This is a genomic window from Shewanella sp. NKUCC01_JLK (genome assembly GCF_019345615.1).
In the GTDB taxonomy this organism is placed as follows: Bacteria; Pseudomonadota; Gammaproteobacteria; order Enterobacterales; family Shewanellaceae; genus Shewanella; species Shewanella oncorhynchi.
Genome location: NZ_JAHKRD010000001.1, coordinates 52114 through 74740 on the forward strand (window position 1 = coordinate 52114; position 22627 = coordinate 74740).

The following is a 22627-nucleotide window of genomic DNA, read 5'->3' on the forward strand; positions in this document are numbered from 1 at the left end:
GTGCATAGTGACTCCTTAAGCGCTCCAGAACACATCAACGGGCGTTTTACGCTGCGCTAATACGGCTCTGATAGGCATAGCATGGACATCATCACTTTCTAACGCTTGACGATATACGGATAATTTTTGTTCCCCGACCAAGTGCAGGTAGATTTGTCTGCTGTTCAAAATCGCACTCTTAGAGAGCGTAATTCTGCCATGGGGCGCTGTGGTGGGGTTCGTCGCCACACACAGGGCTTGGGTTGTGAGCGCATTTTCAAGCTCTGCACTGCAGGGAAACCAAGAACAAGTATGACCATCGTTACCCATGCCTAACACCACCACATCAAAAGGACGTGGGAAGTTAGACAAGGACTCGGCGGCCATATCGGCGCCCGCTTCTGCGGTCGAAAACATGTTTTTTAAACCGCGGAATTTGGCATTCGCCGCACGGTTTTGTAATAAATGTTCACGCACGAGACGCTCATTAGAAGCATCGGCGTCGGCTTCAACCCAGCGCTCATCGGCAAGCGTGATATAAACATCACTCCAATCGATGGATTTCATGCTCAATAGTTGAAATAACTTAAGCGGCGTCGAACCACCGGAAACCACTAAGCTCGCTTTTCCGCGGGCATCGACGGCTTCCTGCAACTGGCTCGCAATTCTATTCGCAAGCTGTTGTTCTAACGCACTTGGCGTATCGAAAGATTTGAATACGGTTTCTTTAATCATCAAAGTCTCCTACTCGTCCCACGAACGGCCATCTTTGGTGATCAAAGCAACTGACGCAACTGGACCCCAAGTACCCGCAGGATAAGGTTTTGGTTTTTCGTTGCTTTGTTCCCACGATTGGATAATGCCATCCACCCAAGTCCATGCCTGCTCGACTTCGTCGCGGCGCACGAACAGCGCTTGATTACCGAGCATAGCTTCGAGTAATAGACGCTCGTAGGCATCAGCGATACGTTCATTTTTAAAGGTATCAGAGAAGCTCAAATCGAGTTTAGTGGTTTGTAGACGTTGTTTTTGCTCCAAACCTGGCACTTTGTTCATCATCTGGATTTCAACCCCTTCATGGGGCTGCAGACGGATCGTCAGCTTGTTCGGTGGCAGATTACGGTAGCTTGAGCGATATAAGTTATGCGGTGGGTTTTTAAAATACACCACAATTTCAGAGCTCTTAAACGGCATACGTTTACCGCTACGTAAATAGAAAGGCACGCCCGCCCAACGCCAGTTGTCGATATCCACACGAATAGCCACGAAGGTTTCTGTGTGTGATTGAAGGTTGGCGCCTTCTTCTTCTAAATAACCCGGTACTGGACTGCCCTTTAAGAAGCCTGCGCTGTACTGACCGCGTACGGTATTTTCATACACATTGTCAGAATTAATCGGACGCAGTGATTTAAGTACTTTAACTTTTTCATCACGGATACTGTCAGCGTCTAAGTTAACAGGTGGGTCCATGGCAACGAGCGTTAACACTTGCAGCAAATGGTTTTGGATCATGTCACGCATTTGACCCGCTTTGTCGAAGTAACCCCAACGGCCTTCGATACCCACTTCTTCTGCGACTGTGATCTGGACGTGGTCAATCGTACGGTTGTCCCACTTAGAGGCAAATAAAGAGTTCGCAAAACGCAGGGCAATCAAGTTCTGTACGGTTTCTTTACCTAAGTAATGGTCGATACGGTAAACCTGACGTTCTTTGAAGTAAGCGGAAACTTGGTCATTGATAACGCGAGAAGAGTCTAAATCTGAGCCGATGGGCTTTTCGAGCACCACGCGTGAATCTGGGTGGATAAGATCTTGTTCATGCAAACAACGGCAAATGTCGCCGAATATTGCAGGTGGCGTAGCAAAGTAACTGACCATAACGCGCTCTTCTGGTTTGAGCAGATCATGGAAGGCACTGTAGCCCGCTGAATCGGTAAAGTTAGTGCCTATATAGTGGCAGCGGGACAGAAAACGTTGGAGAGTCTCTTCGCACAAAGGCTCTTTCACGAAGGTGTTTAATGCAAGCGTGACTAATTCGATAAACTCATCTTGAGTAAACTCGTCTTTCGCGACACCGATCACTTTCGTATCTTTATCGAGAAGTTCAGCTTTATCTAGCTGGTATAAAGAAGGTAACAACTTGCGTCGTGCCAAATCGCCTTTAGTACCAAAGAGTACGAAGTCACAAGCTTTGGCGCCTGATGTTGTTTTGCCCATTGCGTTACGATCTCCTTTGTATGTCGTGTCCCTTCATGTCGATGAAGAAATCCACACTTTTGTTGTAATATAACAACAGAATTTGTTAAATGCATCTATTTTTATAAATATTAACATTCTTGCTAACTAGTCACTTGCTGCATAAATCTGATATGCTTTTTGTGCTTAAATTACTGAAGGTAGTAAAGTCTTATTTCAAAATTGTACTGAAAAGTTACTACATAGAGTCTATTAGTGGGCTGCCAGTCTTGATCTGCTCCCACGAAATAAAAATAAATAAAATTACATTCTCAATTTAGCGGACATACGCGTATGAATACCCTAGAAAAGGTTCAAAAAAGCCTCACCCATTTTAGTAAATCAGAACGCAAAGTTGCAGAGGTGATCTTAGCATCACCACAGACAGCTATACATTCTAGCATCGCCACACTGGCTAAGATGGCAGATGTCAGTGAACCTACTGTGAATCGTTTCTGCCGCCGCTTAGATACTAAAGGTTTCCCTGATTTTAAGTTACATCTAGCGCAAAGTCTTGCGAACGGTACACCTTATGTGAGCCGCCACGTTGAAGAAGATGATTCGACTGAGTCTTATACGACAAAAATATTCGAATCTTCAATGGCTTCGCTCGATACCGCACGTCAAAGCCTAGACATTTCAGCCATTAATAAAGCCGTTGATATTCTCACTCAAGCTAAGACTATTTCCTTTTTTGGCCTAGGCGCATCCGCTTCAGTTGCCCATGACGCGCAAAATAAATTCTTCCGATTTAATGTCCCTGTCATCTGTTTTGACGATGTTCTAATGCAACGCATGAGCTGTATTAACAGTAATGAGGGCGATGTGGTGGTATTGATTTCCCACACTGGCCGTACTAAGTCATTGATTGAAATCGCGCGTTTAGCGAGAGAAAATGGTGCAGCTGTGATTGGTATTACCGCCCGCAACTCGCCTTTATCAATGGAATGTACACTGCCCGTGACAATGGAAGTGCCAGAAGATACTGACATGTATTTACCTATGGCCTCGCGTTTAGCCCAATTAGTCACTATAGATGTATTGGCAACGGGTTTTACCTTACGTAGAGGTCCACGTTTCCGCGATAATTTGAAACGAGTGAAAGAAGTGTTAAAAGAGTCTCGCATCAATAAAGATCCGATACTGTAACTCACTTCCTTTTCTAAAAATGGCTAGTGTTGATCCTTAACCTAGCCATTTATCGTGCAAATATCAGCGATACCTCACAATTTTCATACATAACTTTAGATCAATTTGATTGTAACTTTACTACAAAATTTGGAATTGCATGGTAATATAGTCCCAAGATTTTTTTTAACTTTAACGGAGTATCCTTATGTTCCGCAGAACCAAAATCGTCACCACTCTAGGTCCCGCTACCGATCGTGATGATAACCTACGCCGCATCATCGCGGCAGGTGCAAACGTTGTACGTCTTAATTTCTCCCACGGTTCCCCCGAAGATCATCTAAAACGAGCAACTCAAGCGCGCGAAATCGCTAAAGAGTTAGGCGTTCATGTGGCCATTCTTGGTGACTTACAAGGCCCTAAAATCCGCGTTTCTACTTTCAAAGACAATAAGAAAGTACAACTCGTATTAGGTCAAGCCTATGTACTTGATGCCGAGTTAGCCAAAGGTGAAGGCGACGAGACCCAAGTGGGTATCGATTACAAGCAATTGCCAGACGATGTGACTGTTGGTGATATCCTGATGTTAGATGATGGCCGTGTTCAATTACGCGTTGAGCGTGTTGAAGGCCGTAAAGTGCATACCACAGTGACTGTGGCAGGCCCTTTATCTAACAACAAAGGTATTAACAAACAAGGCGGCGGACTTTCTGCTGCTGCGCTGACCGAAAAAGACAAGGCTGACATTCTCACTGCAGCAATGATCCAAGTGGATTATTTAGCCGTGTCTTTCCCGCGCAGTGGTGCTGACTTGGACTATGCACGCGATCTTGCCCGTCAAGCAGGTTGTAATGCGTTGATCGTTGCTAAAGTTGAACGTGCTGAAGCGGTTGCGACCGATGCCGCTATGGATGATGTTATCTTAGCGTCTGACGTTGTTATGGTTGCCCGTGGTGACTTAGGTGTTGAAATTGGTGATGCAGCACTCGTTGCAGTACAAAAGAAGTTAATCGCCCGTTCACGCCAACTGAATAAAGTCGTCATCACTGCCACCCAGATGATGGAATCGATGATTTCAAGCCCAATGCCAACCCGCGCCGAAGTAATGGACGTGGCGAACGCTGTGCTTGATGGTACCGATGCTGTGATGTTATCTGCTGAAACTGCTGCCGGTGACTTCCCAGAAGAAACCGTTAAGGCAATGGCAAATGTGTGTGTTGGCGCTGAATCTCACCCAAGTGTGATTGTGTCTAAACATAGATTAGATGTGCGTTTCACTTCAGTTGAAGAGACCATTGCGCTATCAACTATGTATGCAGCAAACCACCTAGAAGGCGTTAAGGCGATTATCGCTCTGACTGAATCAGGTGCAACACCACAGTTGATGTCTCGTATCAGTTCTTCACTGCCAATCTTGGGTTTATCACGTCACGCAACAACCCTAGCCAAAATGGCCTTGTACCGCGGCGTGTTACCAATCTACTTCGATTCAACTATCCACCCAGCCGATGAGCTAGCGCAAAAAGCGTTAGAAGCATTAACAGCGGCTGGTTATTTGAATAGCGGTGATATGGTGCTGATGACCAAAGGCGATGCAATGGAAACGATCGGCGGCACTAACACCTGTAAAGTGTTGATCGTAGCTTAAGTTGCTTAAGCTTCCTCTAACAACTCAAGCTCGTTAGAAAACAGCCAATAAAAAACCACCTCATGAAGGTGGTTTTTTTATATTGACTGTTTTCTGTAAGTGCTTATTTCTGTTGATGGAAATTTGTCAGGTTCTCATTGCTGAAGGAAATCTAAGCGGCCCAAACGGCTTAGCTATCGAACTTAACACCGCTTAGACCAAACTGCATTAACATTAAACGCGAACATCAAACACTAGCAATCACTATAACGCTTCGAAATCATTCACATTAATTGCCGCTAAGCGCAGCTTATCAGCATGCTGTAACTTTTGTTCTTCGTCGGCAGTGATAACGCCAGTCTCGAGTGCTTTTGCAAACAAGACTAGATTCGGCACTTTTGCTGGCAACTCACCGGCACGCTGCGCTTTCTTCAGTTTTTTATAGATATCTTTACAGGCATATTGCGCGATAAATGCTTGCTCTACTTCAGCAATACCGCCCTTATCCCCTTCAAATTCAGGACATAAGAAAGTAATACGTTCACGAGCAGGGCCAGGCTTCAACATACCGCTAACTAAATCGGTCGCCATTTTGTCGCTCGGTGCAGTGAAGTGATTACCCAGCGGGAAAATTAAGCCGCGCAGTAACCAGGCCACAGGACGGCTCGGGAAGTTACGAATCGTGTCTTCCAACGCTTTAGCCGCCAAGTGCAAACGATTGGCCATTACATAACGTACCGCAGGCAAATCGTCCTGTTGACGGCCATTATCTTCAAATAACTTCAAGGTCGCTGAGCCTAAATACAACTGGCTGAGCACATCACCCATACGTGCCGACAGCATTTCTTTGCGTTTTAAATCGCCGCCCATGATCAGCATAGATAAATCTGTCATTAAGGCTAATGCAGACGAAATACGCGACATATCTTTATAGTACTGCTTAGTTTCACCGCTCACTGGCGCACTGCCAAAACGGCTACCGCTTAACGCGCTAAACAAAGCACTGAAAGCATTACGCGTGGCATAACCCATATGACCCATTAATAACGCATCAAAACGCTCTAAGGCTTCATGTTGGTTTTCCATCGCTGCGGCTTCCATTTCGGCAAGTACGTAAGGATGGCAGCGAGTCGCACCTTGACCAAAAATCATCAATGAGCGGGTTAGAATATTCGCGCCTTCCACAGTGATCGAAATTGGATTCGACATATAAGGGTGGCCTAAATAGTTTTTAGGTCCTAATTGAATGCCCTTACCCGATTGAATATCCATGGCATCGTTCATCACAGAACGGCCTAATTCAGTCATGTGGTACTTAGCTATCGCGGTCACGACCGAAGGTTTGACTTTAAGATCGATACCCGTGGTTGTTAAACGGCGTGCGGCTTCTAACTGATAAGTGTTGGCAATAATACGCGCCAGCGCTTCTTGCACCCCTTCAAACTGACCAATTGCCATTCCAAACTGGTGACGCACATAGCTGTAAGCCGTTGTCGTCTTAGTCGCCATGTGACCAGAAGCCGTTGCCAATGCTGGCAATGAAATACCGCGACCCGCTGACAAACACTCAACCAGCATACGCCAGCCTTTACCGGCAAACTCAGGGCCACCGATAATCCAATCGAGCGGAATAAACACTTCTTTACCTTGAGTAGTACCGTTCATAAACGCCATGCCCAGCGGATTATGACGACGACCAATAACCACACCAGGATGATCCGTTGGGATCAGCGCACAGGTAATACCTAAGTTTTTCTTATCGCCAAGCAGACCTTCAGGATCGCGCATTTGGAACGCTAACCCCAGAACCGTTGCTACAGGCGCCAGCGTGATATAACGCTTATCCCAGGTGAGTTTTAGCCCGAGCATTTCTTCGCCATTGAAGGTATCACGGCACACAATACCCACATCTGGTATAGCGCCGGCATCACTGCCCGCTTCTGGACCAGTTAATGCAAAACAAGGAATTTCATCGCCTTTGGCCAAAGCTGGTAACCAACGTTCTTTCTGCTCACTCGTACCATAGTGGGTTAGCAACTCACCAGGGCCTAAAGAGTTAGGCACCATCACAGTCACAGCGGCGCTTACGCTACGGCTGGCTAATTTGCTGACAATGGTCGAGTTTGCATAGGCAGAGAAAGCTTTACCACCAAATTTCTTCGGAATGATCAGTGCGAAGAAACCTTCTTTCTTAAAGTATTCCCACAGCTCTGGCGGTAAATCCTTGCGGTTATGAACTATGTCGAAATCATCGATCATCGTCAGTGCTGTCATCACTTGATTATCAATAAAGTCTTTTTCTTCTGCAGTTAGCGTGGGTTTGCCATAGCTATGCAAGGTATTCCAGTTAGGATTTCCGCGAAATAACTCCCCTTCCCACCAGACATCACCCGCTTCCATCGCTTCGCGCTCGGTATCTGAAAGTGGCGGCAAGACCTTCTTGAAAAAACTAAAAACTGGGCGGGTAATAAACTGCATCCGGATATTTTTCACCGCAAACAACACGACAATGGCTATCAGGGCAAGAATTATAATCGTCAACATTATCAAGACCTTTTAATTAAGAAGAAACGGGGACTGATACGCCAGCCGCCATGTAGGGGATCACTTTACGGATCACGGCTTCGATGTCGTTATGCTCACCAAACTCAGCAGCAGCAATGTCATTTAGGGCATCAGCGGACGCCATAGTGAACACGATAGTGCCTAAGGTAAAGTGTAAGCGCCAAAACATTTCAGCGGGTGGAATATGTGGCGCACTGGCCGAAACGGCTTTAACAAAAGCATCCAGATGCTGGCCGTAATGGGTCGTGATAAACCAACGTAAATGCCCTTGGCTTTCGATATAGCCACGGCCTAAAAGCTGCAGGAAGATCGTGGTACCTTCGGTACGTAGCGCGTTTAAATCCAATAAAGGATCGACCAAAGAAGACAGGATCTCTTCGAGTGTAGCTTGTGCTGGAGCGGCATTTAAACGGTGAATTTGGCTTGAAGCAGCAGGCATAAATACGTCTAAATAGCGGGCTAACACTGCACGGATCAGCTCTTTTTTAGAACCAAAGTGATAATTGACCGATGCTAAATTCACCTCAGCTTTGCTGGTAATGAGTCGCAAGGAAGTCTCAGAAAAGCCCCGTTCGGCGAACAGTTTTTCTGCGGCATCAAGTATTCTAGTTTTTGTATCGGATCGACTTGCCATTCCGTGACCTTGAATTAATTTAAAACACTCGTTTAAATTAAACATTGGCACCACGGATGTCAAACTAAAATTGGACAAATTCACCGCTTTCTAGTCTGTGATATAAGCGGTATGTCGTACATGTCCGAATAAGTGTTAAAAACAAGTCAATTAACCCTTGTGCAATAACCCTGTGGTTTAGGTAAACTGTGTAACACAAAAACAACAAGGACAACTAGACATGGTTATTTCATTGAATCGTCGCAGTAAAATCGCCCTCACAGTGGCACTCGCGCTGGGATTAACGGCCTGTAATGATGCACAAAGTAAAACAGACAAAACAGCTACAGTAGAAGCAGTTGTCATCAATACCGCCCCAGATAAAGCACAAGCCATTGCTTTTATTAACGATGCTGAAGCCAAGATGGCCGAATTATCGATTGAATCTAATCGCGCCGAGTGGATTTACAGCAACTTTATTACTGATGATACCGCGGCCCTGTCTGCCGCAGTCGGCGAAAAGGTCAGTGCAGCGTCGGTAAAATTTGCAACCGAGGCGGCTAAGTATGCCAATGTGCAACTCGATCCCGTAAATGCCCGCAAGCTCAATATACTGCGCAGTGCATTAGTGTTACCCGCGCCGCTCGATCCTGCGAAGAATACCGAGCTGGCGCAAATTAGTTCAGAATTAAATGGCTTGTACGGCAAAGGTAAATACTGTTTTGCCGACGGCAAGTGTATGACTCAGCCTGAGCTATCGAGCTTAATGGCCGAATCACGAGATCCCGTAAAATTACTGGAAGCATGGAAAGGCTGGCGTGAAATAGCTAAACCCATGCGCCCCTTGTTTCAACGCGAAGTTGAACTGGCCAATGAAGGCGCAAAGGATCTCGGTTATGCCAACCTGTCTGAGCTATGGCGCAGTCAATATGATATGAAACCCGATGATTTTTCACAGGAACTCGATCGTCTTTGGGGCCAAGTAAAACCCCTTTATGAATCTTTGCACTGTTATGTGCGCGGTGAACTCAATAAAGAATACGGCGATAGCGTCGCACCGACCACTGGCCCCATCCCGGCACACTTACTTGGCAACATGTGGGCCCAGCAATGGGGTAATGTGTATGATCTCGTCGCCCCTAACAATGCTGATCCGGGTTACGATGTCACTGAGTTACTGGCAAAGAAAGGCTATGACGAGCATAAAATGGTGAAACAAGCCGAAGGCTTCTTCACATCATTAGGGTTCGCACCATTGCCAGAAAGTTTTTGGGCACGTTCTCTATTCGTTCAGCCAAAGGACCGTGATGTGGTTTGTCACGCTTCGGCGTGGGATCTCGATAATCTCGACGATATCCGCATTAAAATGTGTATCCAAAAAACTGCCGAAGATTTTAGCGTTATCCACCACGAACTTGGGCATAACTTCTATCAACGCGCTTATAAGCAACAACCATTCCTGTTTAAAAACAGCGCTAACGATGGTTTCCATGAAGCAATTGGTGACACAATAGCACTGTCGATTACGCCAAGCTATTTAAAGCAAATCGGCTTATTAGAAGAAGTACCTGATGCATCTAAGGATATCGGCCTCTTACTAAAACAAGCCTTAGACAAAATTGCTTTCTTGCCCTTTGGCCTGATGATAGATCAGTGGCGCTGGAAAGTGTTTAGCGGCGAAATCACGCCTGCCCAATATAACCAAGCTTGGTGGGATCTGAGGGAAAAATACCAAGGCGTAAAAGCACCGACTGAACGTAGTGAAGCAGATTTTGATCCGGGTGCTAAATACCATGTACCAGGCAATGTACCCTACACCCGTTACTTCCTAGCGCATATTTTGCAATTCCAATTCCATCAAGCGCTGTGTGAAACTGCAGGCGATAAAGGTCCGGTACACAGATGCAGTATTTATGGTAATCAAGCCGCGGGAGAGAAACTCAATAAGATGCTCGAGTTAGGCTTAAGTAAACCTTGGCCAGAAGCATTGAAAGAAGTCACAGGCAAAGAAACGATGGATGCAAAAGCGGTGCTCGATTACTTCGCCCCACTTAAAACATGGTTAGATGAGCAAAATACCACCGCAAACCGCCAGTGTGGTTGGTAAGGGTTCGTTAAATCATCACCCAATAACATAAAACAAAATGCCCAATAAAATTGGGCATTTTTATTCAATACTTATCTGTTTAATCTAACGCCATCCCATGCCTTTACGATTAGCTTCACGGTTTTCAAGCTTGAGCTGTTCTGACTTAGTTAACATCACATAAAGTGCCCCAGCACCGCCCTGCTCGGTTTTCGCCGAATGATAGGCAAGCACCATGTCGAGTTGTGATAACCAATAGCACACAGCGGATTTGAGCAATCCCGCAAAGGGTTGACTCTGATAGCCTTTACCGTGGATCAACATGACACAGCGTTCACCATGTGCCTGCGCTGCCAGTAAATAGTTAAGGACGGCATCACGAGCTTGGTTTAACCGATAAGCATGCACATCAAGCTCCATCTTGATGCTGTATTGCCCCATTCGGAGTCGTTTAAAAACGCCGCCTTGTACCCCCTCACGCTTAAAGCTCACAATGTCATCTGGCGCTTGCTGTGGAAATACTTTTAAATCCAGTGGCATACACGCTAGGAAGACTTCCCGTTGTAAAGCATCGCGTCTGTGTATTTGCTCAGCCGTCAACGCTTTCGGTGCTAAATTTACCACTGGCATATCGCCTTTTAGTGGCACGACTCCAGCCATTTCCTCAAAAAACAGTGCTGATTCATCATCCAGCATGGCAAGCTCCTTTACTTCACACTCTTGTATAGAAACACACTTTGTAAACATTCAAGGCTTTAGTTCAGCGAGCGCCTCCATTATAGTGACGCCATGATTGCCAGATTAGAATAAAGTAATGAAATTTTTGCCGCTAGTCCTGATGTGCTTATTGTCACTGCCAAGCTTAGCCAATCCAGCTAAAACTCATACAAAATCCACTGATGATCAATTGATCAACGCTAATTATCCTTTGTTTATTAGCGCTTTTAATCAATTGTCCCCCGAGGTGACCCGTGAGATTTACGCTGATGACGCTAGCTACTTATCTGAAAGTCAAAGTAAAGAAATTTACTATGGACGAGACAATATTATCGCCATTTACAAGAAGTTTTTCGATAAAATCCGCGCCAAAAAAGCCACTATCGACGTGGATTTTCGCATTACTAAACGCAAAATTATCGGTAATGGTGCCATAGATACAGGCTATTATTTGGTTCGATTTTACCCAGCACAAGAAACCGGCGAACCTGTGAGTGAATTTGCGGGCAAGTTTGCTATTGGTTCAGAAAAAGTCTCATCCACCCAATGGAAAGTGAGCTTAGATACCAATAACCGCGCAGAACCTAGCTATTATCTGAATGCGAAACCGGTACCTAACTTATATTATGGTCGCCAATTTCCGCCTTTACCTGCGGGTAAAAAATTACCCTAATATTAATGCCGATTACGTTTAAATGGACTATCTCACATCTAACGCATTTAGATAGAAATCGAATAAATTTAAACAAATACAATTAAATTAAAGATTTAGCTAACATGACTATAACTACACAAGCCTGCCCCTGTAGCAGTGGGATAAGCTATCAAGATTGCTGTGGTCCACTGCATACGCATGTAGACACTGGGCAAGTGATTGCCCGTACACCTGAACAGCTTATGCGCTCACGCTACTGCGCATTTGTATTGAAAAATTTTGATTACATTTTAAAAACACATCACCCTGACCATCTAAATGGCCTTACTCTCACGAGCCTCACTACTGGTCCTCATCCACATTGGTTAGGATTAGATGTACAGAGCAGTACTGAAACACCAATCCACAATGCTCAAGCGGCGATAGCTGAACAACGACATGGCACTGTTACTTTTAAAGCTTGGTATAAGCTCGATGGTGAAATTGATGCTATCTATGAGCGATCCGAATTCATCTATCAAGCAAGTCGCTGGTATTACAGCCAAGGCCAGCAAATGACGGCTAAATTGCCTGGTAGAAATGATCTCTGTATTTGCCATAGTGGCAAAAAATTCAAACAATGCTGTTTAAAATCTCGATAGATATACAGTGCTGAACTGCACTAGAGAATGACGATGAAGGTTTATAGTGCTGATTGAACAAGCACAGAGATGAATAATAAAGGCAACCTAGATTACAAACCTAGGTTGCCTTTATTTTATCGTGAGCAGCACATTTGAAATAATTGTGACTTAGTGGGTTATGACCGAAGCACTTTTAGCCGACAAGATAAATTGTGCAAACTCAGGCTCCCGTAATGCAGGGCTATAGAGATAACCCTGCGCCTGATGACAAAAACTTTTCGCTAAAAATGCTTCTTGCTCAAGGGTTTCAACCCCTTCTGCCGTCAAAGATATATTTAATGCATTCGCCATGGCGATAATGGCTGACACAATTTCGCGACTTTCGCGGCTGACGGTAAGATCTGAAATAAACGAACGATCAATCTTAAGTTTACTGATCGGAAACTGCTTCAAATAACGCATAGAGCAGTAACCCGTCCCAAAATCGTCAATCGCGAGCCCTACGCCTAATTCCGCTAATTCTTGGCATAACAAGGTCGCGTGGCGAATATCACCCATCAATTCAGTCTCAGTGATCTCTAAGATTAACGTCTTAGGTTTCAAGCGATAACGTGTCAACAACTGCCACACTTGCTCGAATAAATTACCACTGAAGAACTGGCGGGCCGACACATTCACATGCATTGTCATATCTGCATTATGATGCTGCCATAGGTTCAACTGTCGACAAGCAGCCTCTAAAACCCAGCTGCCGATGGAATTAATCATCCCCGACTGCTCAGCAATATCAATAAAGGAAGCTGGAAATAACACGCCTCTTTTAGGATGATGCCAACGGATTAAGGCTTCGGCGCCAATATAGGTATTCTGCTCAAGATCCCTCAGTGGCTGATAATAAAGCTCAAACTGACGACCACGGATCGCACTGTGTAAATCACGTTCTATCTGCGCATCCTCTTTAAATGCGCTCAATAACGTGCTGTTAAATACTTGGATTGCAGTGCCTTTTTTCTTTTTAGCATACTGCACTGCAATATCGGCACAGGTTAATGGGGCAAACAAACTCGCCACAGAGGCAATATCAACCACAGCTAAAGCAGGCTTTGGTTCGACTTGCTCGCGGCCGATTAAAATAGGCATGGCAAGATGTTGATACAGGCGCGTACTAAAATAATCGAGATCGTAAACCGCATTATCATCGGTCAACAGCACGGCAAATTCATCGCTGCCGACGCGGGCAATTTCGGTGGCCTTATTAATCTCAGAAAAATGTTTCAAACGGCGGGCAATTTCTATCAACAAACTATCGCCATTTTCATGACCATAGGTATCGTTAAAACGCTTAAATCCCACTAAATCAACTAATAACAACAGTCCCTTCGTGGTACGTTCAAGGACTCGATTAAAATGAGTACGGTTATGGAGTCCCGTTAATCCACAACGCCAAGCAAGCCGTTCAAGCTCTGACTTATAGTTATGCTCATCGGTATTTTCTTCACACGAGACCAAGGCATAATGATTGCCGCGATCGGTAATGAACTGACTCAGCACGTATGTCAGCCAATAACGACTGCCATCGGCACGACTAAACTGCACTTCGCCTTTGGCAATTTCGCCCCTAAAGATTTGCGCTAGGGTTTGCTCGGCTAACTGGGCATGCTGCTTGAAAAAAGCCAACTCACGGATGTTCGCGCCGATAATCTGCTCACGGGGCATACCGGTGATTTCACTGTGCGCCTGATTCACATACTCGACTTTTTCAGTATGCAGATTAATTAACATACTGATTTGTCGTGATTGTTCAGTGGCACAGCGAAATAAACTCAAGCTTTCTTCTTTATCGTAGCTGTGTTTTGTCGCTAAGGTCAGGGCTAATTGGTCAGCCATCTGGCACGCGAGGTGAATTTCACTGTCATGCCAGTGGGGAGTCAATTGTGCCCGCTCGATGCAGAGCACACCTTCGAGATGGCCATTGATACGAATGGCGATGTCGAGACTCGAGTTGATTTGCCGCGGGATAAAATAGCACTCAGCCAATTCACTTAAACGTGGATCGGTGAGGGCATTGCCTGCATCGATATGGCGCAGAGTTTTGAGCTCGTGTACATACCGGGGGCAATCTTGTAGTAACTTAGGTCTATGAATGTCTTGCAACATCATAGAACCAAATTGTGCGACGAGTGATTGGGTTTGTTGATCAGATGAAAAAGTCCACACTGATACCAAAGAAACCGCTAAATTCTGGCACAACAACTCTGTGGTTAACTCTGCCGTCTTTGTGAAATCGCCCTGCTGTTTTGCAGTTGACTGTACCAAAGACTCCAATAAATGCTGATGCTGACGTCGCTTCACGCTGGTTCCCTACAAAACTTCGTGTTGGGCTAAAGGTCTTTGCTGTTAGCAAACTTACCTCAAAATGTGGAATTAAGCTGATTGAATTATTCTTATTTGGAGGCAGATTACACTAACTGTTGTAAGCACAGCAACATGTGGCACAATTTATTACAATTTGGTTAACAATAGCAGCATTTTTAGGCAATTAGCGCGATTTCCGGATATCCATAACCGACTAAAAACTAAAGTGCTGCTTTAAAAATTACAGGCCGTTTTCCAATTGAAAAATCATTTTTTCCGCGCTGACATTGAAGGTCAGCAGTAAGTCGACGCCTTCAGCTTTAGTCACAAATTCAGTTTGCACTTCAGCAAATCGAGTTTGAGCGCGTGTTGCCATGCTTTCGGCATCTGCTTGAGCGCTATCGCCAACAAAATTTAACGTCAATAACGTATCGTGCTCATCAATAACGGCGCCGATATCGACAAAGCTGCCGCAATCGGTGCAAGTGTCATTCACTGTCGGGCTCTGTGCTTCTATTATGCCTTTCATCTGTATTCCTTAATGTATAGAGCGACTGATTAACGGCATCACTAAAATATGCTCGTTAAATTTTTAACGCGGTAAATTTTAACTCGATAGGTTAATACGAATTATAGGTAATTAAGCTTCAAGATAACTGGCTTTAGCTCACGCTTATTTATCGAAATGGATCAGATTGACCCGATGGGTATTGAAGATCGCTTGCGGGAAGACAGGCTTAGGCTGAAGCGAGCAAAGGTACAAGATTACGTTGGATTGCCAATTGATCAGCAAAGTGCATGATCTCGACTTTGGGTGCGGTTAATTGGCCCCTTTGCCTCAGCTGAGTGACATGGTCACAGTTACTTAACGCTTCTGCCATTGCGACTGACTCGCCGCCACGGATGACTAAGGCTTCCGGTCGCAATGCTTGTTGTAATTGAAACGCACGTGGACCTTGAGCCATAAAAATACTGCTGTTATCAACCACTGGTTCAGCAGACGATAAATCCGCCATTAAACTTTGCTGCGGTGATAATTCGAACTGACGCTGTAATTTTTGCGCCATATCGAGTTCATTTTGCCATTGGAATTGTGCCATGTCCCGTGCGTCAACCGACAGTAACGACAGCAACAGGGCGAATTCGCCCCGTCTGTCGTTTTCTATCGCCGCGTTTAAGCGGGTGCCAATTTGGGCTTCGTTGACTAAAGGAACATCAATTTGCATAAAAAAACATCGTCAAAACAATTCGTTGTTAGTTAATCGACCATTTGATACATAACTTTAGGAATATTTTTAAATTGGGTATTTACATGGAAAAGGTTTCTGACTACTATGGCGGCCGCAATTGAGGAGGGGTTCCCGAGTGGCCAAAGGGATCAGACTGTAAATCTGACGGCTCAGCCTTCGAAGGTTCGAATCCTTCTCCCTCCACCATTTGCACTGCAAGTTTTATCGTGTTGTTCGAAAATGATGTAGAGTTTTACAAAAGCGTTAAAGGTATTCGTGGAGGGGTTCCCGAGTGGCCAAAGGGATCAGACTGTAAATCTGACGGCTCAGCCTTCGAAGGTTCGAATCCTTCTCCCTCCACCATCTTTATCTCTAACGCAGAGAATCATTTTCAAAAACTAAACATGGCCAATGTTTAGTTTTGTCTTGATAAACAAGTCCGTTATTGATGATGTTTTGAAAGACAATTTTAAAAGTCAGTTGTAAAGCTAAAAAGAAAGTTTGTGGAGGGGTTCCCGAGTGGCCAAAGGGATCAGACTGTAAATCTGACGGCTCAGCCTTCGAAGGTTCGAATCCTTCTCCCTCCACCATTTCTTTCACTCTCGCATATCCTTCTTGTTCCACTTCCGCATAGTCTTTTTCAACTTAATCTGACTGTTCCAGCTTAATCTAATTAAATTCTTGGCATTTCTATATTAAGTAAACCTCTTGGTGAGCGACATTTGTTTTTGATTTCAATTACGTCGTGCTCTACTTTAAGCGAATGACTTCAAGCTCATCCAATAAAACCGCTTTGCCCGTCCCTGTGATATGCTCTGAAAATGATCCCTTTCGATGTGACTACTATGATTTCTAACACGATTCAACCACCAGTGGATTCTCACAGCGCTCACAGACTCTGCCCAACATGGGAAGCCCACGCAATAGGCAAGATTGAAGCGGATTTTCAGCGCAGCGCCGATACCCACTTGATTAAGCTTGAATTACCTATGCTCGATGGCATAGATATTTATCTTAAAGATGAAAGTACCCACCCGACAGGGAGTTTGAAGCATCGCCTCGCCCGCTCACTCTTCCTCTATGCCCTGTGTAACGGCTGGATTAAGCAAGGCACGCCAATTATCGAATCCTCATCGGGCAGTACGGCGATTTCTGAAGCCTACTTTGCCCGCTTACTCGGTTTACCTTTTATTGCCGTGATGCCCAAAAGCACAGCTAAAAAGAAGATTGAGCAGATCACTTTCTATGGCGGCCAATGTCATTTTGTCGATCATTCCAGTGAGATTTACGCAGAATCGGCGCGCCTTGCCGCAGAGCTCGGCGGCCATTATATGGATCAATTCACCTACGCCGAGCGTGCAACCGACTGGCGCGGTAATAACAATATCGCTAACTCGATTTTCAATCAGATGGAGCGCGAGCCACACACTATCCCGCGGTGGATAGTGATGAGCCCAGGCACTGGCGGCACATCGGCGACCATAGGCCGCTACATTCGCTATCAGAGGTTGGCAACACAACTTTGCGTAGTCGACCCGCAAAACTCCGTTTTTTTTGATTTCTATCAGAGCGGCGATGCCAGCTTAACCTGTTGCAATGGCAGTAAGATTGAAGGCATAGGTCGACCGAGAGTCGAGCCATCGTTTATTCCTGGAGTTGTCGATACTATGCTGCAAATTCCCGACGCCGCATCGGTGGCGACGATTCATTGGTTAGAACAATTAATTGGCCGCAAAACCGGCGCATCCACAGGAACCAACCTGTACGGCGCATTGCAACTTGCCGTACAAATGCAAGCGCGTGGAGAGCAAGGCTCAATAGTGACCCTCATTTGTGACTCGGGTGAGCGTTACCTTGATACTTATTACGATACAGATTGGATTACAGCTAACATTGGCGATATTGCGCCCTATCAGCGCCAACTTGCAGCATTTAATCATTTCGGCCAGTTAAGTGAGCTTGATTAAGCGACGGTATTAAGTCATTAGGTTTAGAATCCACAAAACATCCACCATAAAAAACGCCCCACAACTGTGAGGCGTTTTTTATGCTTTGCAGATTAGCATTAATCAATATTCAAATACTTATGGGTCTGGATCGATAAGCGCCAATTACGGGCGATACACACTTTAATCGCCAATTCGGTCGCCCGCGGCTTTTGACTAATCGGCTGCAGGCAAATCGTTTTCGCTGAAATATCGATGTCTTGCAGTAACTCATCAAGTTCATCGATGTGATTTTCAGTAGCGATAGGATGCTTAATCTCATTGGCGCGGTTCAGCGCCTGTGCTAATACCTGATAGCCCCCTTTCATGTTCACCTTGGGTGATACTGTCACCCAAGTGTCATCGGCACAGTTGATTTCGAAGGTGCCACTGGTTTCGATTTGAGTCGCAAAGCCTTGGCTGTGCAAGGTCTCGGTTAATTCGCGTAAATCGTACATACAAGGCTCTCCGCCGGTGATCACGATATGCCGCGCAGTAAAACCTTTAGCGTGAAAGGCAGCGATAAGGCTTTGCGCCGTATGATCAGCCCAGCGACCAATGGTGCCGTCCACGGTAATCACTTGCTCTGGCGACACCTTATTGGCTTCAAGCACATCCCATGTCTGTTTCGTATCGCACCAAGCACATCCCACGGGACAACCTTGTAGTCGGACAAATATGGCGGGCACTCCGGTAAAGACACCTTCACCTTGAATGGTTTCAAATACTTCGTTGACAGGGTAATTCATACTGACGTTCCACTTTTCTGGGGCGGCATTTATAGTGGATTTTAGCTTGAGCTGCAAGTTTTTGCGCCGAGAAAGCCTATTTCGACCCTATAGTCAGAGTTTGCAAGCCCTAAGGCCTGAGTTACACTAACGCCCTATTTATACCTGTTCTACGGTGAAGTGAAATCCTTTATGTCAACGAGCTTAGTGTCAAAAACAGTGGTGTCCAAAGCAGTGGTGGTATTCAGTGGCGGACAAGACTCAACAACCTGTCTTATTCAAGCCCTAACCCAGTACGATGAAGTACATGGGATCACTTTTGACTACGGTCAACGTCACCGCGAAGAAATTGAAGTTGCCAAATCCTTAGCAAAACGCCTGAAGATCACCAGCCATAAAGTCATGGATGTCACCTTACTCAATGAGTTAGCTATTTCAGCCCTCACCCGTGATGCAATACCCGTTTCACACGAGTTGATGGAAAATGGCTTACCCAATACCTTCGTGCCCGGCCGTAATATTTTATTTTTAACGCTTGCAGGTATTTATGCCTATCAATTAGGGGCGCAGGCGATTATCACAGGCGTGTGTGAAACCGATTTTTCAGGCTACCCAGATTGTCGTAACGATTTTGTAAAAGCGATGGAATCCGCCTTAGTTCAAGGCATGGATAAACAACTAAAAATCATCACGCCTTTAATGTGGCTCAATAAGGCACAAACCTGGGCACTGGCGGATAAATATCAGCAACTTGATCTGGTTCGCCACCATACTCTCACCTGCTATAACGGCGTGATTGGCGATGGCTGTGGTGATTGCCCTGCCTGTCATCTTCGCAAACGTGGATTAGATGACTATCTACAGAATAAAGCAGCAGTTATGGCTGAGCTTGACGCCAGCGAGCCTAAAGCATGACACGCAGTCCCTACTGGGTCGCGCTGATGGTGAGTCTGATCTGTGCGGGTTTGTATGCCGCAGGCTTAGCGAGCCCCGCTGTCGATAACCTACTCGCCTATCGCCGCAGTGCAATTAGTGAGGGTGAATGGTGGCGATTAATCAGTGGAAATTTACTGCACACGAATCAATGGCATCTATTAATGAACCTTGCAGGGCTGTGGGTGGTGCTATTTTTACACCATTTTCATTATAATCTCAAAGGCTTAAGTGCACTATTTTTCGTGTTATGTTTACTTGAAGGTATAGGCTTGTATTTAGGCTATCCGCAATTGCTTGGTTATGTCGGCTTAAGCGGTATGTTGCATGGTTTGTTCGCCTACGGCGCAGTGCAGGATATTGTCCGTAAGCTGCGCTCAGGCTATCTGCTGCTCGTTGGCGTTATCATCAAGGTCGGTTACGAACAGCTTTATGGTGCCAGCAGTGATGTCACCGCCATGATAGGTGCGCGCGTAGCAACCGAGGCGCATTTGGTCGGCTTAATCTGCGGACTGATTTGCGCTTTAGCGGTGTTTATCAAGCTCAAAATGAGCCAATCAAAAGTCCCTGCTTAATACCAATCGTATTAAATATCTGTTCATTCAGCGGGAGTTCTACACGCTTTAGACAAGGCGAAGGCTTGAAGGCATAGTGGTGCTCTGTCGAAAGCCTTAAACGCAGTATAAAGCGCGTTGAAACCCGCCCTTCGGGAGCCACACAGGCATCCCACACCGGTGTTGCATTGACTTAAAAGGGAATAACCATTTCTGCGTCAATGCGCCTTGGATTGAGATGCCTGTGAGGCTCTGAACTGATTAGATATTTAATGTGATTGGTATAACACCCAAGTCAAGATATTAAAAAGCCATCGCTGCATGATTGCTGGACGGCTTTTTTAATGCTGAGCGCAAGAATAAATCTAGGCTTTGATCAACAGGTCCCGCAGGTGCTTGACTTCATCACGCATTGCCGCCGCTTGTTCAAACTCTAAGTTGCGCGCATGTTCATGCATCTTCTTCTCAAGCTGATCGATTTGATGGCTTAACTCTGCCGCATCGGCTTTATGGTAATGGGACTTAGGCTCAGCCACTTTGCCATACACAGCTTTACTGTCGCGGCCATCATCCACATCCATCACATCGGTGATCCGTTTAACGACGCCCTTAGGCGTGATACCGTGCTTTAAGTTGTGCGCCCGCTGACGTTCACGACGTCGGTCAGTTTCACCTATCGCTTTTTCCATCGAGTTGGTGATGCGATCGGCATAGAGGATCACTTTACCATTGACGTTACGCGCCGCGCGGCCAATCGTTTGGATGAGCGAGCGTTCAGAGCGCAAGAAGCCCTCTTTATCGGCATCTAAAATACACACCAATGACACTTCAGGCATATCTAAGCCTTCGCGCAATAAGTTGATCCCAACCAGCACATCAAACTTACCTAAACGCAGATCGCGGATGATCTCAACCCGTTCGACTGTGTCTATGTCCGAATGCAGATAACGCACTTTTACGCCATGTTCGTCGAGGTATTCAGTCAAATCCTCCGACATACGCTTAGTCAGCGTCGTCACTAACACCCGCTCATTGACGGCCACTCGCTTGGCGATTTCAGACAATAAATCGTCCACTTGGGTCCCAACAGGGCGCACTTCTAATTCAGGATCGAGCAATCCCGTTGGCCGCACAACCTGCTCAGCAATCTCGCCTTCGCTCTTTTCCAGCTCGTAGGCACTCGGTGTTGCCGACACATAGATAGTTTGCGGCATCAATTGCTCAAACTCTTCAAACTTAAGCGGCCGGTTATCCAAGGCGGACGGTAAGCGGAAACCGTATTCCACAAGTGTGGTTTTACGGGAACGGTCACCTTTGTACATAGCGCCGATTTGCGGCACAGTCACATGGGATTCATCGATAATTAATAAGCCGTCGGCAGGCAAATAGTCGAGCAAGGTTGGTGGCCCTTCCCCCGGTGCGCGGCCAGACAAATAGCGCGAGTAGTTTTCGATGCCAGAGCAGTAACCTAACTCCACCATCATTTCCACATCGTATTGCACCCGCTCATGGATACGCTGGGCTTCAATTAACTTGTTGTTATCGAGTAGATATTGCTTACGCTCACGCAGTTCTTCTTTAATAAACTCAGTGGCAGCGATAATTTTTTCCCGCGGCGTGACATAGTGAGTCTTAGGGTAAACCGTCGTACGGGCGATACGTTTAATAATATGGCCCGTTAACGGGTCAAACTCACTTAAACGTTCAATCTCATCGTCGAACAACTCGACTCGAATGGCATTACGCTCAGAATCGGCGGGGAAAATATCAATCACTTCACCGCGCACACGATAAGTACCACGTTGTAGCTCAATATCATTGCGCTTGTACTGCAATTCACTGAGACGAATTAAGATGTCACGCTGCCCCATCACATCGCCTTGGCGTAGATGCAGCAACATTTTTAAATAGGAATCGGGATCGCCCAAGCCATAAATAGCCGACACCGAAGCAATCAGCACCACATCTTTACGTTCTAACAGCGCCTTAGTGGCGGATAAGCGCATCTGCTCAATGTGAGCATTAACCGAAGCGTCCTTTTCGATAAAGGTATTTGACGCAGGTACATAGGCTTCGGGCTGATAGTAATCGTAGTAAGAAACGAAATACTCGACCGCATTATGGGGAAAGAACTCTTTCATCTCGCCATAAAGCTGCGCCGCCAAGGTTTTATTAGGCGCCATGATAATCGTGGGCCGGCCTAACTTTTGGATCACATTGGCAATTGTGAAGGTTTTACCTGAGCCCGTCACTCCGAGTAAAGTTTGGCAGGCCAGACCCGCTTCGAGTCCATCGACTAATTTGGCAATCGCTGTAGGTTGGTCGCCTGCGGGGGCGAATTGCGATTCAAGCTGAAAAACAGATTCTGACACGCGCACATATCCTTTTAGTGAGTCGCCCCATTCTAATCAAGTCACCGACTAAGCTCCACAGTTATCCTTCCTGTCGTCATATCAATACGATCTAAAACCGCAAGATGACAATTTAAAGGAAGAAACATGAAACTTTTAAACTAAGGCGTTTTCAGCGTTTTTTGCTCACAAAACACCCGCAAACTAAGCAAAAATGCCAATTTAATACACAAGAAATCAATTTCGCTCGATTACAAAATTGCA

General features: G+C 45.7%; 18 protein-coding genes and 3 tRNA genes. 11 read left to right on the forward strand and 10 right to left on the reverse strand.

Annotated features, from left to right (window positions below):
- Nucleotides 1–15: 15 nt before the first annotated feature.
- A complete protein-coding gene (gene pgl / locus KO537_RS00250; RefSeq protein ID WP_105252460.1) occupies nucleotides 16–714 on the reverse strand; it encodes a 6-phosphogluconolactonase in 699 nt (232 codons plus the stop codon).
- Between the two features lie 9 nt (nucleotides 715–723).
- Nucleotides 724–2196, reverse strand: coding sequence for a glucose-6-phosphate dehydrogenase (gene zwf / locus KO537_RS00255; RefSeq protein WP_028759998.1), 1473 nt, complete (start codon nucleotides 2194–2196; stop codon nucleotides 724–726).
- Between the two features lie 312 nt (nucleotides 2197–2508).
- On the opposite strand from zwf, the gene KO537_RS00260 reads away from it, so the two are divergent.
- Both KO537_RS00260 and pyk read left to right on the forward strand, forming a co-directional pair.
- Entirely contained in the window at nucleotides 2509–3363 is an 855-nt protein-coding gene (locus KO537_RS00260) for a MurR/RpiR family transcriptional regulator (protein WP_006081563.1), read from the forward strand.
- 187 nt (nucleotides 3364–3550) lie between these two features.
- A complete protein-coding gene (pyk, locus tag KO537_RS00265; protein ID WP_105252459.1) occupies nucleotides 3551–4990 on the forward strand; it encodes a pyruvate kinase in 1440 nt (479 codons plus the stop codon).
- 243 nt (nucleotides 4991–5233) lie between these two features.
- Here the strand turns inward: pyk and KO537_RS00270 are convergent, their stop codons facing one another.
- Both KO537_RS00270 and KO537_RS00275 read right to left on the reverse strand, forming a co-directional pair.
- The gene (locus KO537_RS00270) at nucleotides 5234–7513 is read right to left on the reverse strand and encodes an acyl-CoA dehydrogenase (protein WP_168825236.1); all 2280 of its coding nucleotides are present in this window, start codon (nucleotides 7511–7513) and stop codon (nucleotides 5234–5236) included.
- A 16-nt stretch (nucleotides 7514–7529) separates the two neighbouring features.
- Nucleotides 7530–8168: a TetR/AcrR family transcriptional regulator gene (locus KO537_RS00275; RefSeq protein WP_028760001.1), complete on the reverse strand. Its 639-nt coding sequence runs from the start codon at nucleotides 8166–8168 to the stop codon at nucleotides 7530–7532.
- Between the two features lie 220 nt (nucleotides 8169–8388).
- Here KO537_RS00275 and KO537_RS00280 point away from each other — a divergent pair, with 220 nt between their 5' ends.
- A complete protein-coding gene (locus tag KO537_RS00280) occupies nucleotides 8389–10254 on the forward strand; it encodes a M2 family metallopeptidase (protein WP_219233568.1) in 1866 nt (621 codons plus the stop codon).
- An 84-nt stretch (nucleotides 10255–10338) separates the two neighbouring features.
- Here KO537_RS00280 and smrA read toward each other — a convergent pair whose 3' ends face one another.
- On the reverse strand, nucleotides 10339–10929 hold the full coding sequence (smrA, locus tag KO537_RS00285; protein WP_173244959.1) for a DNA endonuclease SmrA: 591 nt from the start codon (nucleotides 10927–10929) through the stop codon (nucleotides 10339–10341).
- Between the two features lie 118 nt (nucleotides 10930–11047).
- Here smrA and KO537_RS00290 point away from each other — a divergent pair, with 118 nt between their 5' ends.
- Both KO537_RS00290 and KO537_RS00295 read left to right on the forward strand, forming a co-directional pair.
- The gene (locus tag KO537_RS00290) at nucleotides 11048–11623 is read left to right on the forward strand and encodes a nuclear transport factor 2 family protein (protein WP_131524168.1); all 576 of its coding nucleotides are present in this window, start codon (nucleotides 11048–11050) and stop codon (nucleotides 11621–11623) included.
- Nucleotides 11624–11727: 104 nt separating this feature from the next.
- Complete coding sequence (locus KO537_RS00295) at nucleotides 11728–12246, forward strand: YchJ family protein (protein WP_131524167.1); 519 nt, start codon at nucleotides 11728–11730, stop codon at nucleotides 12244–12246.
- Between the two features lie 150 nt (nucleotides 12247–12396).
- Here the strand turns inward: KO537_RS00295 and KO537_RS00300 are convergent, their stop codons facing one another.
- The 3 genes from KO537_RS00300 to KO537_RS00310 all read right to left on the reverse strand — a co-directional run bounded on the left by KO537_RS00300 (nucleotide 12397) and on the right by KO537_RS00310 (nucleotide 15809).
- Nucleotides 12397–14580 (reverse strand): GGDEF domain-containing phosphodiesterase, encoded by a 2184-nt coding sequence (locus KO537_RS00300; protein WP_198573477.1) that lies wholly within the window; start codon nucleotides 14578–14580, stop codon nucleotides 12397–12399.
- A gap of 244 nt (nucleotides 14581–14824) precedes the next feature.
- Nucleotides 14825–15112, reverse strand: coding sequence for a DUF406 family protein (locus KO537_RS00305; RefSeq protein ID WP_219233569.1), 288 nt, complete (start codon nucleotides 15110–15112; stop codon nucleotides 14825–14827).
- Nucleotides 15113–15320: 208 nt separating this feature from the next.
- On the reverse strand, nucleotides 15321–15809 hold the full coding sequence (locus KO537_RS00310) for a VC2046/SO_2500 family protein (RefSeq protein WP_219233570.1): 489 nt from the start codon (nucleotides 15807–15809) through the stop codon (nucleotides 15321–15323).
- Nucleotides 15810–15934: 125 nt separating this feature from the next.
- Between KO537_RS00310 and KO537_RS00315 the strand changes: the two genes are divergently transcribed.
- The 4 genes from KO537_RS00315 to KO537_RS00330 all read left to right on the forward strand — a co-directional run bounded on the left by KO537_RS00315 (nucleotide 15935) and on the right by KO537_RS00330 (nucleotide 17779).
- Nucleotides 15935–16019: transfer RNA gene (locus KO537_RS00315), tRNA-Tyr, on the forward strand.
- Between the two features lie 71 nt (nucleotides 16020–16090).
- Nucleotides 16091–16175: transfer RNA gene (locus tag KO537_RS00320), tRNA-Tyr, on the forward strand.
- 142 nt (nucleotides 16176–16317) lie between these two features.
- Nucleotides 16318–16402 (forward strand) — tRNA-Tyr (locus KO537_RS00325).
- Between the two features lie 231 nt (nucleotides 16403–16633).
- Entirely contained in the window at nucleotides 16634–17779 is a 1146-nt protein-coding gene (locus tag KO537_RS00330; protein ID WP_173244964.1) for a PLP-dependent cysteine synthase family protein, read from the forward strand.
- Between the two features lie 98 nt (nucleotides 17780–17877).
- Here the strand turns inward: KO537_RS00330 and queE are convergent, their stop codons facing one another.
- Nucleotides 17878–18546 carry a 7-carboxy-7-deazaguanine synthase QueE gene (gene queE, locus KO537_RS00335; protein ID WP_173244967.1) on the reverse strand — a complete coding sequence of 223 codons (669 nt, stop codon included), beginning with the start codon at nucleotides 18544–18546 and terminating at the stop codon, nucleotides 17878–17880.
- A gap of 171 nt (nucleotides 18547–18717) precedes the next feature.
- Between queE and queC the strand changes: the two genes are divergently transcribed.
- Nucleotides 18718–19440: a 7-cyano-7-deazaguanine synthase QueC gene (gene queC, locus KO537_RS00340; protein WP_113939679.1), complete on the forward strand. Its 723-nt coding sequence runs from the start codon at nucleotides 18718–18720 to the stop codon at nucleotides 19438–19440.
- Complete coding sequence (gene rrtA, locus KO537_RS00345) at nucleotides 19437–20033, forward strand: rhombosortase (RefSeq protein ID WP_219233571.1); 597 nt, start codon at nucleotides 19437–19439, stop codon at nucleotides 20031–20033. Before queC ends, rrtA begins: the two co-directional genes overlap by 4 nt.
- 344 nt (nucleotides 20034–20377) lie before the next feature.
- Here rrtA and uvrB read toward each other — a convergent pair whose 3' ends face one another.
- The gene (uvrB, locus tag KO537_RS00350) at nucleotides 20378–22384 is read right to left on the reverse strand and encodes an excinuclease ABC subunit UvrB (protein ID WP_028760013.1); all 2007 of its coding nucleotides are present in this window, start codon (nucleotides 22382–22384) and stop codon (nucleotides 20378–20380) included.
- Nucleotides 22385–22627: the final 243 nt, after the last annotated feature.

What these genes read in the sequence shown, in the direction of transcription:
- queC (WP_113939679.1), top strand. Translation starts at nt 18,718, where the DNA reads ATGTCAACGAGCTTAGTGTCAAAAACAGTGGTGTCCAAAGCAGTGGTG.
- queE (WP_173244967.1), bottom strand. Translation starts at nt 18,546, where the DNA reads ATGAATTACCCTGTCAACGAAGTATTTGAAACCATTCAAGGTGAAGGT.
- KO537_RS00280 (WP_219233568.1), top strand. Translation starts at nt 8,389, where the DNA reads ATGGTTATTTCATTGAATCGTCGCAGTAAAATCGCCCTCACAGTGGCA.
- KO537_RS00330 (WP_173244964.1), top strand. Translation starts at nt 16,634, where the DNA reads ATGATCCCTTTCGATGTGACTACTATGATTTCTAACACGATTCAACCA.
- KO537_RS00270 (WP_168825236.1), bottom strand. Translation starts at nt 7,513, where the DNA reads ATGTTGACGATTATAATTCTTGCCCTGATAGCCATTGTCGTGTTGTTT.
- pyk (WP_105252459.1), top strand. Translation starts at nt 3,551, where the DNA reads ATGTTCCGCAGAACCAAAATCGTCACCACTCTAGGTCCCGCTACCGAT.
- pgl (WP_105252460.1), bottom strand. Translation starts at nt 714, where the DNA reads ATGATTAAAGAAACCGTATTCAAATCTTTCGATACGCCAAGTGCGTTA.
- rrtA (WP_219233571.1), top strand. Translation starts at nt 19,437, where the DNA reads ATGACACGCAGTCCCTACTGGGTCGCGCTGATGGTGAGTCTGATCTGT.
- KO537_RS00295 (WP_131524167.1), top strand. Translation starts at nt 11,728, where the DNA reads ATGACTATAACTACACAAGCCTGCCCCTGTAGCAGTGGGATAAGCTAT.
- smrA (WP_173244959.1), bottom strand. Translation starts at nt 10,929, where the DNA reads ATGCTGGATGATGAATCAGCACTGTTTTTTGAGGAAATGGCTGGAGTC.
- zwf (WP_028759998.1), bottom strand. Translation starts at nt 2,196, where the DNA reads ATGGGCAAAACAACATCAGGCGCCAAAGCTTGTGACTTCGTACTCTTT.
- KO537_RS00275 (WP_028760001.1), bottom strand. Translation starts at nt 8,168, where the DNA reads ATGGCAAGTCGATCCGATACAAAAACTAGAATACTTGATGCCGCAGAA.
- KO537_RS00305 (WP_219233569.1), bottom strand. Translation starts at nt 15,112, where the DNA reads ATGAAAGGCATAATAGAAGCACAGAGCCCGACAGTGAATGACACTTGC.
- KO537_RS00310 (WP_219233570.1), bottom strand. Translation starts at nt 15,809, where the DNA reads ATGCAAATTGATGTTCCTTTAGTCAACGAAGCCCAAATTGGCACCCGC.
- KO537_RS00260 (WP_006081563.1), top strand. Translation starts at nt 2,509, where the DNA reads ATGAATACCCTAGAAAAGGTTCAAAAAAGCCTCACCCATTTTAGTAAA.
- KO537_RS00290 (WP_131524168.1), top strand. Translation starts at nt 11,048, where the DNA reads ATGAAATTTTTGCCGCTAGTCCTGATGTGCTTATTGTCACTGCCAAGC.